This is a genomic window from Bifidobacterium biavatii DSM 23969 (genome assembly GCF_000741165.1).
GTDB classification, from domain to species: Bacteria; Actinomycetota; Actinomycetes; order Actinomycetales; family Bifidobacteriaceae; genus Bifidobacterium; species Bifidobacterium biavatii.
On the sequence record NZ_JGYN01000005.1, the window covers coordinates 35480 to 52850 of the forward strand.

The following is a 17371-nucleotide window of genomic DNA, read 5'->3' on the forward strand; positions in this document are numbered from 1 at the left end:
GCTTTCGTCCGGCTCACGCGACCTTGGGCGTGACGCGATGCCCGGACGCCACGTACCGCCGGCCGTCGGAAGCGCGCACGAACGCGATTTCCGTAGGCGTGCGCTGGTCGGGGCGCTGCACCGCATAGTATCCCTGTTCGGTCGCGTGCAGCGGCAGCGTGAGTTCGACGCCGTACGGCCCGTCGTCCGGGTCGGGCGCGAAGATGCCAAGCACGCCGGTCGGTCCGCCTTCGCGGTATTCCTGATGCTCCTCGTGCCGTTCGTATACGCCGACGATGGTCGCGATCTCGTCCGCGGTGAGCCGGCGGTCGGACAACGTGACCGACGGCGGCGCAGCAATGCCGGCGCGGTTTGCAAGCTCGCGCGCGATGTGCGAGGCCATTTGCGTGCCAGCGTCCGCGTTAGTGAGCGTGGCGACGACGATGCGCCGGTTCGGGAAGACGACGATGTTCGCGCGCTGGCCTTCGGTGGCGCCGCCGTGGCCGAACGCGGGCTCGTCGCCCCAGTTCGGCAGCTGCCAGCCGAGCGCCCAGCCAACGTTTTCAATGCCCTGCTCCCGCAAACTCACCTGCTCGCGAGCCATCAGCTCGGCTGAGCGCGCGGACAGCACACGTTTGCCGTTCGGCGCGACGCCGCCGTTCAGGAACAGCGTCGCGAAGCCGAGCAGGTCGCCGATCGACGCGGACACCTGGCCACATGGGCCGCTGCTGCGCGGCAATTGCCACGTGTCGGTCGGTTCGACGGGCGCAGGGAACACCTGTTGGTCGTTCGCTACGGCCCGATAGTGGCCGAGCGCGCTCGAATAGCGCAGCACGTCCTCCGGCAGCGTCCAAACATGGTCGAAACCGCACGGTTCGGCAATGTACTTGCGCAGCGCGGCGTCCCACGTCATGCCGTGCAACACCTCGACCACGCGGCCGAGCACCACGAACGCGCCGTTCGAATAGCTCAGCGGGCCGCCGAGCGGAGTACGCGCCGGGAACTTACCGATGTAATCGACATATTTGGCAACGCAGTCGTCGCCGCGGCCAAGCGTCGAGGGGAACGCGTCGCCTTCGATACCGTTGGTGTGGCACATGAGATGGCGGATCGTGCAGCCGTACGTGATTTCCGGCGAGTTGATGATGCGGAAGTCCGGCAGCACGTCCTTGACGCGCGTGTCGAGGCTGAGTTGGCCTTCGTCGACGAGTTGCATGGCAAGCACGGTCGTCCAGATCTTGCTGATCGAGCCGATCTGAAACAGCGTGTCGCGCTGCACCGGATAGCCGGTCGTCTTGTTGACGATGCCGGACCAGACCGTGTCGGCCGCGAGCCTGCAGCCGGCTGGATCATTCGCCGCGACGATGCCGCCGGCCGGCGCGACGACGCCGACCTGCGCGCCTGGCACGCCGTAGTCGGCGATCGCCCGGTCGAGCAGCTCCTGCAGTTCGTCGTGGCCGATCAGCGATGTTTCCTTGTATTCCAGTCCGCTCATGTGTTCCGTTCCGCTGGTTTTTCGTGCTGTTTCCGTGCGATGCCTCGTTTTGCATCCTGCCCGCAAGGGCCATCCTGTGCCCGGCGTGTCCTGCCGTCCTTGATGCGACGGGTATGACTACCCCTCAGTCACTGCGTGACAGCTCCCCTGACAAGGGGAGCCAAGAACAAGGAAGCAGCCGTGTAAACCCGATGCAGCACTAGTTTTCGCCGTGGTACGCGGGCAGATGGCCGAGTCCGTCTGGCACGGGGATCGCGTCGAGCAGGTTCTTCGTGTACTCCTCGCGCGGATGGTTCCAGATTTCCTCGGTCGGCCCAGTTTCGACGACCTGTCCCTTGTTCATGACGACGATGCGCGTGGCGATGAGCCGCACGATCGACAGGTCGTGGCTGATGAACAGCAAGGAAGCGTCGGAACGGGCGGCCGCCTTCTTCATCAGAATGGCCGTCTTGGCCTGCAGGGAGGCGTCGAGCGAGGCGATCGGCTCGTCGCCGATGAGCAGGGTCGGCGTGGTGGCCATGGCGCGCGCGATGGCGATGCGCTGACGCTGGCCGCCGGAGAACTGGTGCGGCAGCTTGTCCGCGTCGGAGGCGTCGAGTTCCACGGAGGCGAGCAGCTCCTCCACGCTCGGCACCGGCACGGGGCTGATGGCGCGCGCCTCTTCGATCTGCGAGCGCACGGTGCGCCGTGGGTTGAGCGAGGCGTACGGGTTTTGGAACACCATTTGGATGCGGCGCAGTTCCATCGGACGGCTGCGGAACTTGAGCGGCGTGATCGGAGTGTCGTCGTAGACGGCGGTGCCGGCCACGGGTTCGACAAGGCCGCAGATCACCTTGGCGAGCGTGGATTTGCCGCAGCCGGATTCGCCAACGAGTCCCACGACTTCGCCGGGCGCCACGTCGAGGTCGACGCCGCGCACGGCGTGCACGGTGCGCCCGCCCATCGTGTAGTCAACGACGATGTCACGCAGGTGCAGTCCGGAGCGAATGTCGGCCGCGGTGCGGAAGTCGAGCGGCTTGACGTTCTTGTCCTTGTCTCGGTCTATCACGGATCCTCCCATCACAGGTCCTCCTCGGCCGAAGCCATGGTCTTGCCCTCCGCCTCGAGCCGCTGCTCGATGCGCGTGGGCAGCGAGTTGATCAGGTCGATCGTGTACGGGTGCTTCGGATGGTTGATGATGTCGTAGCGCGGGCCGACTTCGACGATTTTGCCGCTGCGCATGACGGCGATCGTGTCGGCGAGCGCGCTCATGACGCCCAGATCGTGGGTGACGAGCACGATGGTGAGTCCCAGCTGCTCGTTGAGGTCCTTGAGCAGGTGCAGGATGCCGGCCTGCACGGTCACGTCGAGCGCAGTGGTCGGCTCGTCGGCGATGAGCACGCGCGAGTCGCAGCTCAGTGCGGTGGCGATGGCGATGCGCTGCAGCTGGCCGCCGGAGAACTGGTGCGGGAAGCGGTCGAGCGCGTTTTCCGGGTCGGGGACCTGCACGAGCTTGAGCAGTTCGATGGCACGCTTGCGGGCCTGCTTGCGGTTGAGGTGCAGGTGGTAGCGCATGCCGTCGGTGAGCTGGCGTTCGATCGAGAGCATGGGGTGCATGCTGGAGGTCGGGTCCTGGAAGACCATGGAGATGCGCCGGCCGCGGTACGTGTTGCGTTCGTGTTCCTTCATGCCGAGCAGTTCGGTTTTGCCGTCGTAGAGGATCGATCCGGTGATTTTGGCGCCTTCGGGCGGCAGGCCGAGCACGGTCATGCTGGTGAGCGACTTGCCAGAGCCGGATTCGCCGGCCAGACCGTTGATCTTGCCGGGGGCGATGTCGAGGTCGACGTGGTCGAGCAGCCGCCGGCCGTACAGGTCCATGGTGAGCCCGCGCACGGTGATGCCGACGGGCTTGCCCTGGTTCTTGAACAGTTCGCTTTCCTGAGCGCTCATGTCCGACATGTCAGCGTCCCTCCTGATTGCCTGAAATGTAGCTGCGGTCGAACCAGTCGCGCACCGCGTCGCCGACGAAGTTCTCCGCGATGACCACGGTGAAGATGGCGAGGCCGGGGAAGAACGCGAGCCACCATGAGGTCATGCGGGTCACGCCTTCGGAGACCATCTGGCCCCATTCGGGCATCGGCGGGGTGGCGCCGAGGCCGAGGAACGACAGGCCGGACAGGGTGAGCAGGCAGTCGCCGAGGTCGACGAACATGAGCACGAAGATGTGCGGCAGGATGTTCGGCAGGATGTCCTTGAACAGCGAGGCGAACGAGCTGCGGCCGAGCAGGCGGCCGACGATCACGAATTCGCTGTTGCGCAGGCCGAGCACGAGCGAGCGCACGAGTCGCGCGTAGGTCGGCCAGCTGACGAGCACGACGGCGATGATCGCGTTCTGGATGCTCGGGCCGAGGGCGGCGGAGATGACCATGGCGAGAATCGTGGACGGGAAGGCGAACACGAGGTCGGTGACGCGCATGAACGCCTCGTCGATCCAGCCGCCGAAGTAGCCGGCCATGGCGCCGATCAGACTGCCAATCACGGACGAGAAGATCACGAGCACGATCGACGACGGGATGGACACGCGCGACGCGGCGATCACGCGGGAGAAGATGTCGCGGCCGAGCGTGTCGGTGCCGAACCAGTAGTCGCCGCTGGGCGCGGACAGTCGCGTGCCGAGCTGGTCGAGCGGGTCGTGCGGTTCGAGCAGCGGCGCGAAGATGATGACGAGCACCCACAGCGCGAGCACGATAAGGCCGATGATGGCCAGCGGGGTGCGCAGCGCGGCTGGCACGCTGAAGCGGCGCTTGGTCATTTTGCGCACGACCTTGTCGGGAACGTCGCCTTTGGGCGAGGTTGCGACGGGCTGCTTGCCGCGCGCGGTTGCGGTGATGGTGTTCTCGCTCATTGGATCCTCACCCTCTGGTCGACGAAGCCGGTGATGATGTCGACGATGAAGTTCACGAAGATGTATACGACGCCGATGATGATGCCGACGCCCATGATGCCCTGCAGGTCGAGGGCCATGGTGGCCTTGAACGCGTACTGGCCGAGGCCGTTCCACGCGAAGATCGACTCGGTGAGCACGGAACCGGTGATGAGGCCGGCGAACAGCAGGCCCATGCGGTTGAGGATCGGCACGGCGGCGCCGCGCAGGATGTATCCGAACACGACCTTGTGCGAGGGCAGGCCCTTGGCCTTGGCGGCCAGCACGTAGTCCTGGTTCATGGATTCGAGCACGGCGGAGCGTACGAAGCGCATGAGGCTGCTCAGATTGGCGGTGGCGAGCACGAGCGCGGGCAGGCACAGGTGCCATACGGCGTTGCCGAACGTGGCCCAGTCGCCGGCGATGATCGAGTCGACCGTGTACATGCCGGTGACGGTGGGCGGCGGCGAGATGCGCGAGTCGAGGCGGCCGGATCCGGGGAACAGGCCGAGCTCGTAGAAGAGGAAGTAGTAGCACATCGCGCCCAGCCAGAACGTCGGGATGGACACGCCGCCGAGCGAGAGCACGCGGATGAGCTGGTCGGCGAAGTGGCGGTGGTGCAGGGCCGCGTACAGGCCGAGCAGCACGCCGAAGAGGATCGTGAAGATGAACACGAAGCCGCCGAGTTCGAGCGTGGCGGGGAACACGCGCTTGAGGTCGTCGGTCACGGGCTGCTTGGTAAGGAACGATTCGCCGAGGTCGCCGTGCACGAGGCGGACAAGATACAGCCAGTACTGTTCGTACAGCGGCTTGTCGAGGCCGAGCTTGGCTTCCATGCGGGCCACGGCCTCGGGATCGTTGGCTTCCTGCTCGCCGAGGATCGAGTTGACCGGGTTCGCCGGCACCAGATTGGTCAGGATGAACGTGATGAGCGTGACGCCGAACACCAGGAACAGGCTGATCAGGAATCGTTTGAAAATGTACCATGCCAGTGGATGATGCACTCTCATCCACGCTGCCGGGCCAGTGTTGCCCGTTTTGCGCGGCTTTGCCTTATGAGGCTTCGCCGCGACCGTATCTGCTGTCATATGCCTCTCCCAGTTACCTGTTATTCATTGGACGTCAATGTAGGAACGCCATATTTCAAGCCAACATGTCCGTCCACATACAGAGACGCATCATCCCGTCCTTCACATCCCGTGATGCGCCGTGCCGCGCTCACACCGTTGAAAATACCGTTCGCACCCACGCCACGTCAGACAGACGCAACGAATCAGCCTTGCCGAAGACCGGGTGTGGGCATAAGCGGATCATTTTCCTCACCGAAAACCGGTGCGAAAATCAAAACCGCGTTGTACGTGGGTGGAATCGGATCATTTGCCCCGATGACTGTGGGCATATCCGGTTCATATACGGGAGCGTGGGCATAGACGGTATGTATAGCGCCGTTTTGCACCGTTATATGTACCGTCTATGCCCACGCTCGGGGACAACGGGCGATGGTCAGTGCAGGGCCGTGACGTCGAAGGTGTTCAGGGTGTCGTAGTAGGCGCCCTTGAGACCGTTGCGTACCGCGATCACGCCGGCATCGTTAACGATCGGGATGATCGGGCTGTTTTCGTTCATGGCCTTTTGCAGGTCCTGCCACGTCTTGCCGCGGGCCTCGTCGCCGGATGCTTCCTGGGCGGCCTTGGCGTACGGGGCGACCTTCTCCGCACTGTCGGAGGCGACCGCGTCGCCGGTCTTCGAGGCGGCCACGCCGTCGGCGGTCAGCCAACCGAAACGCTGGGCCATGGTGCCGTCGGGCGCGAACACGAAGTAGTCGGACGGATCCGGGTAGTCAGCGCCCCACATGCTCAGACCGGACTGGGACTTGCCGGAACGTTCGGCGTCAAGACGGGCGGTACCGGCCTTACCGTCAAGCTTGACATTCACGCCGATGGCCTTCATATCGGATTGGAACAGCTGCGCGACCTGCGAGGCCGAATCACTGTCGGACGCGTAGGAGAACTTGATCTCGCTGCCGTCGTATCCGGACTTGGCCAGGTATTCCTTGGCCTTCGCCACGTCGTACTTGTTCTCGTCGGAGGAGGTCAGTGCGCCGAGGAACGCGCTGGGCACCACGCCGTAGGCCTGCTTGGAGCCGACGCCGTAGACCGCGGCGTACTTCTCATAGTTGAGCGCGTGGCGCACGGCCTTCCAGAAGTTGGGGTCGGACGCCTTCTTGCCGTATGTCGGGTTCGCGTTGAAATACAGGAAGCGGGTGTTGCCGGACGTGCCGGTGAGCATCTGCCCGTCGTTCTTGCCAAGCTTGGCCGCTTCGTCCACGTCCACGCTCAGCGCCACATCGGCGGTGCCGGCCTTGATGTTGGTCAGCTCGGTGGTGGGCGCCACGTTGACGAATTTCACCGCGTCATACGCGGGCTTGCTTCCAGCGAACTTGTCATTGCGCTTCAAAGTGATCTGCGAGTCCATGGCGACGGAATCCAGCTGGTAGGGGCCGGAGCCGGCGGAATGCTGGTTCAAATACTTCTCAGCACCATCCTTCTCGTCCGTCGTACCGCCGTTGGCTTCAACGACGCTCTTCTCGACGATGCCGAGGTTCACACTCGGCAGAATGTACGGGATGGCCGGGTTCGGGGTCTCGCTGGTCAGGGTCAGGCTCTTGTCGTCCTTCTTCGCCACCGTCACACCGTCAAGATAGAAGGACGGATTGCCCTTGATGCCCTGCACGCGCTGATACGAAAAGACAATGTCGTCGACCGTGACCTTCTTGCCATCAGCGAAGTAATGATCGCCGTTCAGCGTCAGAGTGACCACCTTGTTGTCGGAGGAAATCTCGTACGTGCACACGTCGGGCTGCGGCTTAGTCAGATCGTTGTTCTTGAATTGCAGCGCGGTTTCGTACGTGGCCTTCAGGATGGACGCCGTCGTGGTTTCGAAGCTGCGAGCCGGATCGATCGTGATCACGTTCAGCTGGTTGTCCACCACGAGCGTGCCGCTGTTCGACGCGGCGTTCCCGGCGGCCGCCTTCGACCCTTCGGCCGCGCCGCACGCCCCCAATGCCAGAGTCAGCGACACCGCGGCACAGCATGCCACGATCATTTTTCCGATACGCAGTCCATGATTCATCATGCGCTTCTCCTTGCCTTCATGCTTCGGACGCCGCAATATCGCCGTCCGACACACGGTATTAAAGAGCCGCCATGTTACGCGTCATGACGCCCCCGTTACCTCGATGACACATACGCCGCAACGGAAAAAGGGAACGCCCGATCGGGCGTTCCCTTGCTAGAGAGCATCTGAATCAGATGACATCACTTCAGCACGGTGTAGTCGATGCCGTTGAGCATGTCGTACTTGGCGCCGATGCCCGGGCGGGACACGACGTTCGCGCCCTGCACGACGAGCGGCACGTACGGGCTGCCCTGGTTCATGGCCTCCTGCAGATCCTGCCAGGTCTTGGAGCGCTCCTCCTCGCCGCTGGCGTTGCGGGCCGCTTCGACCAGCGAGCTGATCTTGTCGGCAGATTCGGAACCGTTCCAACCGTTGGACGTCTTGGCGCCTTCGGTGGTGTACCAGCCGGCACGCTTGGCGATGTTCTCGTCGGGGGCGAACACGAAGTAGTCGGACGGATCCGGATAGTCGGCGCCCCACGTGCTCAGGCCGGACTGGAACTTGCCGGAGCGGAAGGTGTCGAGGCGGGTGGTAGTCGGCTGGCCGACGAGCTTGATGTTCACGCCGAGGTCCTTCATGTCGGACTGGAACAGCTGGGCGATCTGCGTGGCGGTGTCATCGTCGGAGGAGTACAGGAACTGCACCTCCTCGTTGTTGTAGCCGGACTTCTTGAGCAGGGCCTTGGCGGCGTCCAGATCGTACTTGTTGTCGTCGGAGCTCTTCAACGCGCCGAGGAACTGGTTAGGCACCACGCCGTACGCCTGCTCGGAGCCCTCGCCGTAAATGGAGACGTACTTGTCGTAGTGGACGGCCTTACGCACGGCGTTGACGAAGTCCACGTTGGAGACGGCCTTGCCGTACTGCTTGTCGGCGTTGAACCACAGGAACGTGGTGGAGCCGGACGGGCCCGCGGACACGTCGGCCTCGTCCTTGGTCAGCTTGGCGGCCTCGTCGGAGTTGATGTCCATGGCGATGTCGGTGGTGCCGGCCTTGATGTTGGTCAGCTCGGTCGCACTGTCGACGTTGTTGATGATGATCTTGTCGTACTTCGGCTTGTCGCCGGCGAACTTGTCGTTGCGCTTGAGCGTCACCTTGGAGTCCATAGCGACGGTGTCGAACTGGTAGGGGCCGGAACCGGCGGAATGCTGGTTGAGGTACTTCTCGGCGCCGTCCTTCTCGTCGGTGGTGCCGCCGTTGGCCTCGACCACGCTCTTCTCGACGATGCCGAGGTTCACGCTCGGCAGAATGTACGGAATGGCCGGGTTCGGGGTTTCGCTGGTCAACGTCAGGCTCTTGTCGTCCTTCTTGGCGACGGTCACACCGTCAAGGTAGAACGACGGATTGCCCTTGATCCCCTGCACGCGCTGGTACGAGTAGACGATGTCGTCGACGGTGACCTTCTTGCCGTCGGCGAAGTAATGATCGCCGTTCAGCGTCAGGGTCACGACCTTGTTGTCGGGGGAAATCTCGTACGTGCAGATTTCGGGCTGCGGCTTGGACATGTCGTTGTCCACGTACTTGAGCGCGGACTGATAGGTGGCGCGCAGGATCGACACGGTGGCCGTCTCGAAGCTGCGGGCCGGATCCATGGTGATCAAGTCGAAATCGCTGTCGACGACCAGCGAGCCGCTGTCCCCGGAAGCGGACTTGGCCGCGTTCTTCGATCCCTCGGCTCCGCCGCACGCCGCCAGCGACACCGCCATCGCACCGGCGGCAACGGCCGCTACAGCCGCTTTCGCCACGTTCGCAAACGACCAACGTTTCGTGTTCATGGTCTTCCTCCTTGCTCTTCCCCTCGCCCGGGATTCTCGGACATCACGGGAGCGACGGTTCTCGTCCCGTTCATACCGAGGAATTGAAGACCTCTTGTGTTAACGGCATATGCCGTATCCGGTTCCGCTACGTTACGCTGCGAAATACGTCGGCAACAATCCCGTTCGCGACCGGCGCCCGCAACCTCACAGCACGGCCGACGTGACGGCGCGAATCGCTTCGTGCGCTTGGGATTCCCCGTATCCGCCGGTGCAGACCGACAGAATGCGCAGCGACGCCGAATCGGGGGCGCCGACGAACGCCACATCGTGATTGATGCCGTCCACCCATCCGGATTTTGAACCCCACGGGGTGCCGGCAGGCAGGATCGGGCCGATGACCGCATACTGTTGCCGGGACAACGCGCCCCGAAACAGCAGGGTGCTTTCGCGGCTGAGATGGTCGCCGCGGACGATCTGCAGCATCAGACTGCTCAGATCGTCGGTGGTGACCTCGTTGCGTATTCCGGTCGCCTTCGCCGCGGCCACGTCGCCGATCATGCGGTCGACGTGCATGTCGCGCAGCCGGCACAGCGCGCAGGTCGCCGCAAGCGCGTCATAGCCGGTCATCGCAATGAGCATGTTTGTCGCCTCGTTGCAGGAGCGGTCGATCATGATCTCGAACAGGTCCCGGACCGTGATCGGCTCGCCTTCCGCGGGAAACCCGGGGTCGACGTCGTCCGGGTCGAAACCGAACGTGCCGCCGACCGCCGATTCGTACACATGCGTGGCCGGCCTCACATCGTCCAGCCGGATCGCGCCGGCATCAACCAAGCGCAGTACGGCCAGGCCGACCACCAGCTTCATCGTCGACGCGGCGTAGTAGCGGCGGTCGCCGTGATACGACCGCAGCACGTTCCCTTCCGCGTCTCGCAGGGTGAAACTCATGCGTACCGGTTCCTGCATCACGTTCTCCTCCTCATCTTGTGCGCGGCGTACCGACGAATCCAAACGGCCGTCGCCCAACCGTTTCCGGCAAAAAGCAAAGGGCAAAAAGGGTACGACAAAGCCGTCCCGTGCCATGGCGGGCGCGGGACGGCTGTCGAAAAATGCTCATGCCCGCGGCCGGCGGAACACCGACGCGACCGGCCAGAGCCAACTGCTATTCGGCCTACTCGGCCTTGGCCTCATCGTCGGAGGAATCGCCAGCGGTCTTACCGCCCTGCTCCTTGAGCGCGGCGAGCGCGTCGTCCAGACGCTTGAGATCAGCATGGGCCTCATCCACATGCTTCTCGTATTCGCGCCAGTCCTTCTCGCTGATGACGATGACCGGGCCGTCCGACTTCGTGCGATGATCCATTGTGTACTCCTGTCAAATCTTCGCCTAGGACGATGCTAACCGGAACGGCGGCGAAACGCCGCATAGGCGTGTCGGGCGCGTCCATGATGCGGACCGCGTCCCGCGGCCTCGCGACCACCGGGCCGCGGCGGATCCCGCCGGCTCAGGGAACGCCGGGATCCGCCGCGGCTTGCGTTTCACTCCCCCGCGGCCATGAACGCCTTGTACGTCGCGTCGTTGGCTTCAAGCACGCGCAATGCGTTCTTCCAGCCGAGCTTGTTGAGGTCCTCCTCGCTCCAGCCGCGCGAGCGCAGCTCGTCGAACAGGTTCTGGTAACAACCGACGTCCTCCATGCCGGTGGGCATGGTGCCGGTGCCGTCGTAGTCGCCGCCGACGCCGATGTGGTCCACGCCCATCACGTCGCGCGCCGCCTCCACGTGGTCGGCCACGTCCTTGACGCTCACGGCCGGGCGCGGACCCTGCTCGCCGGCGGCGATCCACTCGTGCACGGCCGCGGACACGAATCCGGGCACGGCGGTGATCATCTGCACGCCGCCGTTGTCGGCGAGCTTGCGCTGCACGTCCTCGGGCACGTTGCGCGGGTGCGGGTTGACCGAGTAGCAGGACGAATGGCTGAACATGACCGGGAACTGCGAGGCGTCGAGCGCGTCGCGCATGGTGTCGGCGGAGACGTGCGACAGGTCAACGATCATGCCGATGCGGTTCATTTCGCGCACGATCTCGCGGCCGCGGTCGTTCAGGCCGTTCCACTTGTGCTCGCCGACGGCCGCGTCGGCGAATTCGTTCGTATTGTTCCAGGTGAGCGTCATGTAGCGCACGCCGAGTCGCGCATATTCGCGCAGCACGGCGAGATTGTTGGCGATCTGATGGCCGCCTTCGATGCCGATGAGCGAGGCGATGCGGCCCTCGGCCTGCGCGGCGCGCACGTCGTCGGCGGTGGTGGCGAGCTTGAACGCTTCCGGGTAGCGCGCGCACATGCGGTGCACGAAGTCGATCTGTTCGAGCGTGGCGACCACCGCGTCGCCGCCCGCGTAGTCGCTGTGCACGTACGCGGACCAGTACTGCGCGAGATAACCGCCGCGGCGCAGCTTCGGAATGTCGGTGTGCAGCGTCTGCGGCAGTTCCTGGTCGATGCCTTCGACGCTGTAGCCACGGTTTTCGCGCGCCTCCCACGGCAGGTCGTTGTGGCCGTCGAACACGGGGATGATGGGGTTGGTCATGATGGTTGCTCCTTTTTGTTGAACGTTCGTATTATGCGGCTGTATGATGGCCGCCGACGGGATGCGGGCCGCATGGCGGGCCGTCGGACGGGCATGCGGCATGCGGCGCTGGCCCGCGCCGGTTCAGCGTCGCCGGTTCGGCGTCATAGATTCAGCGCGATGCCGGCGCGTGCGGCCGCGTCGCGCAGCGACCACGTGGTGCGCCCGTCGCGTCCGACGACGCTGCCCGCATGCGCGAGCGAGCTGACGATCGCCTCCTCGCTGGCTGCGGCGACGGCGCGGAAGCAGTCGTCCATCGCGTTGTCGCTGAGTCGCGGGGCCGCGTCGATCATCGGCAGCGTTTCGCCGGCGTGCGTCTCCCCGGCCCAGTGCGGGATGCGTGCGGCCGTGCTGAACGCGACGACGATTTCGCCGCTGCCGTTGCCAATGTAGCCGCCGCATCGCGTGATGCCGACGGTGACGCGCTTGGCCATGCGCCTGAGCTGTCGCGAGTCGGCCGGCAGGTCGGTGGCGATCACGGCGACGATGCTGCCCTTGTCGCGATCGTTCGCACGATCGTCGGTATGATCGCCGGCGCGTTCGGCCTGCGCACGCTCAGCCGCGGCCAGTTCGCGCCCGACCGGGCGTCCGTCGACGCGCAAACAGTCGCGCGAACCGAAATTCGTCAGTACCAGCACGCCGATCGTATAGTCGCGCCCGTCAAGCGTGAGCACGCGCGACGACGAGCCGATACCGCCCTTCAGCCCGAAGCAGGTCATGCCGGCGCCCGCGCCGACATCGCCCTCGTCGAACGCGTCCGCGGCCGCGTCGATCGCGTCCAGACCGTGCTGCGGCGTGACGGCGAGCGCGCGGATCGTGTTGATCGGACCGTCGTTGCATTCCATGACGACCGGATTGACCGTGCCGGTGCTCACGCCGATCTCCGCGTGACGGTCGAGCGAATAGCGTACGAGCGCATCAAAACAGGCCCCGCACGAGAGCGTATTGGTCATCAGGATCGGCGTTTCGAGACTGCCCAACTCGTCCACCTGCACGAGTCCCATCGACTTGCCGAAACCGTTGGACACGTACGCGGCGGCGGGCAGCTTGCTGGCGAAACAGTCGCCGGGCGGCACGATCGCGGTCACGCCGGTGTGCAGCGGGCCGAGCGGCGAATCGCCGTCAAGCGTCACATGGCCGACGCGCACGCCCGGCACGTCGGTGATGAGGTTACGCGGCCCCTTCGCGCACGCGCATAGTTCCCCGTTCAGGTCAACGTTCAATCCCATGCTCGCCATTGTGCGCGCGTCATGTTGCCCGGTTTGTTACGTCGCCAAACCACGGACGGACGCGGACGGACGAGACCGGTCTCGCCGGCGAAAACAACAAAACTACGCGTCCGGCGAGTAGCTTTACTCGCTGTTCACCATACTTTCGTCGAGCTTTCTCCGGCGACGGCCGCCGCAGACCAAAAACGGCAGCACCATGGAATAGTGCCCAGACGCATGGTCGGGAACGGGCCGAAACGACGCCGCGGTTCCCGGCCACGACTGAACCGCATGCTTCACAACTGAATACCGAACTCATCGCGTCGGCGGATGGTTGGGCCGGCGAGGCAACGGCCGCCCGAAGGCGGCTCACGGAAGGTAGCGCAATATGCTCGAACTCAAGAACATCACCAAGTCGTTCGGGGACACGCACGTCCTCAACGGCATCAGCCTCACGCTGGACAACGGGCAAATCATGTCGATCCTCGGCCCGTCCGGCGGCGGCAAGACCACGCTGCTCAACATCATCCTCGGCATCACCGATCCGACCAGCGGCCAGATCATCTACAACGGCGAAGATCTGACGCAGGTGCCGATGGAGAAGCGCGGCTTCAACATCGTGTTCCAGGACTACGCACTATTCCCGAACCTGACCGCGTACGAGAACATCACGTACGGCCTGCGCAACAACCCGGGCATCTCCTCCGAAAAGGAAATCAAGGAGCTCATTTCGCTGCTCGGCCTCGAGGAGCATCTCAACAAGCGCATCGACGAGCTGTCGGGCGGCCAGAAGCAGCGCGTCGCGCTCGCCCGCACGCTCGTGATGAAGCCGAAGCTGCTGCTGCTCGACGAACCGCTGTCCGCGTTGGACGGCGTGATCAAGGAGTCGATCAAGGCGAAGATCAAGCAGATCGTCGAGCAGTACAAGCTCACGACGATCATGGTCACGCACGACCCGGAGGAAGCCTGCACGATGAGCGACAAGGTGCTCATCATCAACCACGGCAAGATCGCGCAGTACGACACGCCGGAAAACATCATCGAGCATCCGGCAAGCGACTTCGTGAAGAAGTTCATCCTGCACCAGCTCGAAGTCAAGCGCAACAACATCTACACGCTGTTCAACGAGGGCGACGCGCATGCCGCCGATCGTCAGCCGGTCGCCGCCACGCAGACCGTTGCCGCGCAGGAGGCCTGACATGTCCGCCGAATCGATCCAGGCGGCCAACCAGCTGCCCAACATTCGCCCCGAAATCGTTAACTACGAACGCCGTCCGAAAGCGCCGAAGCAGACCGAATTGTGGACGCTGCTGATCATCGTGGCCGTCGCGTTCGCCGCGTTCCTCGTCGTGCCGATGGCGCTCGTCATCATCAAGTCGTTCACCACGGCGAACGGCAGCGCGACGCTCTCCAACTACGCGGCCGTGCTATCCCGGCCCGAATTCTCGCAGTCGATCACCAACTCGCTCGCCGTGTCGGCCACGTCCGCGCTCGTCGCCGTGCTGCTCGCGTTCCTGCTCGCGTACACGATCAACTGCACCAACGTGCCGGCTGGATTCAAGCGCGCAGTCGGCCTGCTCGCGCAGCTGCCGATGCTGCTGCCGACCATCACGTACGGCTTCGCGATCATCTACTCGTTCGGCAAGCAGGGCCTGATTACTCGACTGCTCGGCGGCCATCAGCTGTTCGACATCTACGGGTTCAACGGTCTGCTGCTCGGCTACGTGATCTACACGCTGCCGACCTGCTTCCTGCTCATCAACAACAGCTTCCAGTTCGTCGACAAGAAATTCATCATCGTCTCGCACATCATGGGCGACAAGCCGCTCACCACATTCCTCAACACGGTGCTGCGCCCGCTCATCGGCACGATGGCCGTCGCGTTCATCCAGTCGTTCTTCCTCGCGTTCACCGACTACGGCATTCCGACGTCGGTCGGCGGCGAATACGACGTGCTCGCAATGACCCTGTTCAACCAGATGCTCGGCTCCATCCCGAACTTCAACCGCGGCGCCGTGATCGCCGTGTTCATGCTCATCCCGTCGATCATCTCGATCATTCTGATGACCGTGCTCGAACGCTTCGCGATCCGCTACAAGCAGATCAGCCAGGTCGACCTGCCGAAGGGGCCACGCCGCGACTGGGCGTGCGGCATCGCGTCCGTGATCGTACTGCTCTGCACGCTCTCGGTGTTCGCCGTGATCCTGCTCATCCCGTTCGTTGCGGAATGGCCGTTCAACACAAGCTTCACGTTCGCGCACATCGCGAACATGTTCACCGATTCCGAACTCACACAGGTGTTCACCAACTCGCTGTACGTGGCCGTGATGACCGCGATCGTCGGCTGCCTGTTCGCGTACGCGGCCGGCTTGGTCACCTCACGCTCCAAGCTGCCGAACTGGGCCAAGCGTTCCGTCGACGCGATCTCAGCGATCATCAACACCGTGCCTGGCATGGTGCTCGGCATCGCGTTCCTGTTCGCGTTCTCCGGCTCCGCCCTGCAGAACACGTTCTGGATCCTGATCGTCGCGAACATCATCCACTATTTCGCCACCCCGTACCAGATGATCAAGGACTCGCTGTCCAAGATGAACGCCGGCTGGGAGACGACCGCCAAGCTCATGGGCGACTCGTGGATCAAGACGATCGTGCGCGTGGTCACGCCGAACGCGCTGCCCACTATCCTGCAGGTGTTCGGATACTACTTCGTCAACGCGATGGTCACTATCTCCGCGGTCGTGTTTCTGACCGGCGCGCGCACGCAGGTCATCACCACGAAGATCTCCGCGCTGCAGCACATCGCCAAGTTCGACGACGTGTTCGTGCTCTCGCTGCTCATCCTCGTCACCAACCTCGTCGTCAAGGGCGTGATCGCGTTCGCCACGCGCGACCGTTCCGCCGAACGCGCTCGCGCCGCGGCCCGCGTCACCGTGCGCACGCCGCAGGTCGCTGCCGCTCGCTCCACCGTCGCGGCCGATACGAAGCTGACCGCCGCCGTGCAAGCCGCCGAGAACGGTACGCCGGACTTCCCGCTGCCGACCAGCGGCAACCGCCGCGCCCGCAACGCGTTCACCGCGGGACTGTCCGCGATCCTCGCCGTACTGCTCGTCGGATTCGGCTTCGGCGCGACGTCCACCGCCTCCGCCAACGGGCAGGTCGTGATCTACACGAACGCCGACGACGAAGCCGTGGTCGCCTTCCAGCACGCGCTGGACGACAACGGGTTCAAGGACCAGTACATCATCCAGTCGTTCGGCACGTCGGAGCTCGGCGGCAAGATGCTCGCCGAAGGCAAGGCGCTCGAGGCGGACATGCTCACCATGAGCTCCTACTACGTCGATTCGGCGCAGGAACGCAACCACATGTTCGCGCCGCTCACCGACGTGAAATCGCAGCTGCTCGGCACGTCCGAGAACTCGAAGGCGCCGAACTACCGCCGTCCGACCACCGCGCAGGAGGGCGCGATCATCGTCAACACGAAGGCGCTCGAAGCCGCCGGCGTGGACGCACCCAAGAGCTTCAAGGACCTTGCCGATCCGAAGTACAAGGGGCTCATCTCCGTGCCCGACATGGAAGGCTCGTCGACCGGCTGGCTCATGATCCAGGCCATCGCGGACGCATACGGCACCGGCGAGGAGGGCAAGGCCATTCTGACGGCGATATACCGCAACGCCGGCCCGCACCTCGAACAATCCGGTTCGGGTCCTTTGAAGGCCGTGCGTTCGGGCGAGGTGGCGATCGGCTTCGGTCTGCGCCATCAGGCCGTCGCAGACAAGAAGAAGGGCCTGCCGATCGACTACGTCGACCCCGAGGAAGGCAACTACTCGCTGACCGAATCGGTCGCCGTGCTCGACAAAGGCCGCGCAACGAACCCGAAGGCGCAGAAGATGGCCGCGGTCATCATCGACAAGGGCCGCAAGGAACTGCTCGAAACGTATCCGACGCCGCTGTACGTGGGCGAAAAGGCCCCGGCCAACGCGTCCAAGCGTTCCAAGACGTTCCCCCAGCCCCTGACCGTCGACCTGCTCCAGCAGCATCAGGACTTCTCGTCCGAATGCAAGCGCATCGCCCAGGGCAAGTGAGTCATCTCCGCCGATAAGTTCCAGCAACACCGTTGCGTAAGTGCCCCTACCGGGGTGGGTGGGGAGCGGCATGTGTCGTTCGACACGCTCCGGGCCGCTCGGCCAAGTCATACGGTCGTACAACACATGCCGCTCCCCACCCCTACGTTTTCGCTCAA

General features: G+C 64.1%; 13 protein-coding genes. 2 read left to right on the forward strand and 11 right to left on the reverse strand.

Annotation, left to right across the window (positions count from 1 at the left end; translation table 11 throughout):
* Positions 1-13: 13 nt before the first annotated feature.
* The 11 genes from BBIA_RS02565 to BBIA_RS02615 form a co-directional block, all read right to left on the reverse strand.
* On the reverse strand, positions 14-1474 hold the full coding sequence (locus tag BBIA_RS02565) for a serine hydrolase domain-containing protein (RefSeq protein WP_051923679.1): 1461 nt from the start codon (positions 1472-1474) through the stop codon (positions 14-16).
* A 199-nt stretch (positions 1475-1673) separates the two neighbouring features.
* Entirely contained in the window at positions 1674-2534 is an 861-nt protein-coding gene (locus BBIA_RS02570; RefSeq protein WP_051923680.1) for an ABC transporter ATP-binding protein, read from the reverse strand.
* Positions 2534-3412, reverse strand: a complete 879-nt coding sequence (locus BBIA_RS02575; RefSeq protein WP_202962020.1) for an ABC transporter ATP-binding protein — start codon at positions 3410-3412, stop codon at positions 2534-2536. Before BBIA_RS02575 ends, BBIA_RS02570 begins: the two co-directional genes overlap by 1 nt.
* A 1-nt stretch (position 3413) precedes the next feature.
* Complete coding sequence (locus BBIA_RS02580) at positions 3414-4358, reverse strand: ABC transporter permease (protein ID WP_202962021.1); 945 nt, start codon at positions 4356-4358, stop codon at positions 3414-3416.
* Entirely contained in the window at positions 4355-5464 is a 1110-nt protein-coding gene (locus BBIA_RS02585) for an ABC transporter permease (RefSeq protein ID WP_051923681.1), read from the reverse strand. The genes BBIA_RS02580 and BBIA_RS02585 overlap by 4 nt, the downstream gene beginning before the upstream one ends.
* A 415-nt stretch (positions 5465-5879) precedes the next feature.
* Positions 5880-7511: an ABC transporter substrate-binding protein gene (locus BBIA_RS02590; protein WP_051923682.1), complete on the reverse strand. Its 1632-nt coding sequence runs from the start codon at positions 7509-7511 to the stop codon at positions 5880-5882.
* 182 nt (positions 7512-7693) lie between these two features.
* Complete coding sequence (locus BBIA_RS02595) at positions 7694-9325, reverse strand: ABC transporter substrate-binding protein (RefSeq protein WP_051923683.1); 1632 nt, start codon at positions 9323-9325, stop codon at positions 7694-7696.
* 186 nt (positions 9326-9511) lie between these two features.
* Positions 9512-10252: a serine hydrolase gene (locus BBIA_RS02600; protein ID WP_206538630.1), complete on the reverse strand. Its 741-nt coding sequence runs from the start codon at positions 10250-10252 to the stop codon at positions 9512-9514.
* A gap of 223 nt (positions 10253-10475) precedes the next feature.
* Positions 10476-10664 carry a hypothetical protein gene (locus BBIA_RS02605; protein ID WP_033492351.1) on the reverse strand — a complete coding sequence of 63 codons (189 nt, stop codon included), beginning with the start codon at positions 10662-10664 and terminating at the stop codon, positions 10476-10478.
* Between the two features lie 176 nt (positions 10665-10840).
* Positions 10841-11884 carry a dipeptidase gene (locus tag BBIA_RS02610; RefSeq protein ID WP_033492349.1) on the reverse strand — a complete coding sequence of 348 codons (1044 nt, stop codon included), beginning with the start codon at positions 11882-11884 and terminating at the stop codon, positions 10841-10843.
* 143 nt (positions 11885-12027) lie between these two features.
* Positions 12028-13152: a DmpA family aminopeptidase gene (locus BBIA_RS02615; protein WP_033492347.1), complete on the reverse strand. Its 1125-nt coding sequence runs from the start codon at positions 13150-13152 to the stop codon at positions 12028-12030.
* A 367-nt stretch (positions 13153-13519) separates the two neighbouring features.
* Between BBIA_RS02615 and BBIA_RS02620 the strand changes: the two genes are divergently transcribed.
* Positions 13520-14329: an ABC transporter ATP-binding protein gene (locus BBIA_RS02620; RefSeq protein ID WP_033492345.1), complete on the forward strand. Its 810-nt coding sequence runs from the start codon at positions 13520-13522 to the stop codon at positions 14327-14329.
* 1 nt (position 14330) lies between these two features.
* Positions 14331-17213 (forward strand): extracellular solute-binding protein, encoded by a 2883-nt coding sequence (locus BBIA_RS14635; protein ID WP_202962022.1) that lies wholly within the window; start codon positions 14331-14333, stop codon positions 17211-17213.
* Positions 17214-17371: the final 158 nt, after the last annotated feature.

Bases quoted from the DNA above. Each gene is read 5' to 3' on its own strand.
- BBIA_RS14635 (WP_202962022.1), top strand. From the start codon at position 14,331: ATGTCCGCCGAATCGATCCAGGCGGCCAACCAGCTGCCCAACATTCGC.
- BBIA_RS02600 (WP_206538630.1), bottom strand. From the start codon at position 10,252: ATGAGTTTCACCCTGCGAGACGCGGAAGGGAACGTGCTGCGGTCGTAT.
- BBIA_RS02570 (WP_051923680.1), bottom strand. From the start codon at position 2,534: ATGGGAGGATCCGTGATAGACCGAGACAAGGACAAGAACGTCAAGCCG.
- BBIA_RS02590 (WP_051923682.1), bottom strand. From the start codon at position 7,511: ATGATGAATCATGGACTGCGTATCGGAAAAATGATCGTGGCATGCTGT.
- BBIA_RS02575 (WP_202962020.1), bottom strand. From the start codon at position 3,412: ATGTCGGACATGAGCGCTCAGGAAAGCGAACTGTTCAAGAACCAGGGC.
- BBIA_RS02585 (WP_051923681.1), bottom strand. From the start codon at position 5,464: ATGACAGCAGATACGGTCGCGGCGAAGCCTCATAAGGCAAAGCCGCGC.
- BBIA_RS02620 (WP_033492345.1), top strand. From the start codon at position 13,520: ATGCTCGAACTCAAGAACATCACCAAGTCGTTCGGGGACACGCACGTC.
- BBIA_RS02595 (WP_051923683.1), bottom strand. From the start codon at position 9,325: ATGAACACGAAACGTTGGTCGTTTGCGAACGTGGCGAAAGCGGCTGTA.
- BBIA_RS02610 (WP_033492349.1), bottom strand. From the start codon at position 11,884: ATGACCAACCCCATCATCCCCGTGTTCGACGGCCACAACGACCTGCCG.
- BBIA_RS02615 (WP_033492347.1), bottom strand. From the start codon at position 13,152: ATGGGATTGAACGTTGACCTGAACGGGGAACTATGCGCGTGCGCGAAG.
- BBIA_RS02580 (WP_202962021.1), bottom strand. From the start codon at position 4,358: ATGAGCGAGAACACCATCACCGCAACCGCGCGCGGCAAGCAGCCCGTC.
- BBIA_RS02605 (WP_033492351.1), bottom strand. From the start codon at position 10,664: ATGGATCATCGCACGAAGTCGGACGGCCCGGTCATCGTCATCAGCGAG.
- BBIA_RS02565 (WP_051923679.1), bottom strand. From the start codon at position 1,474: ATGAGCGGACTGGAATACAAGGAAACATCGCTGATCGGCCACGACGAA.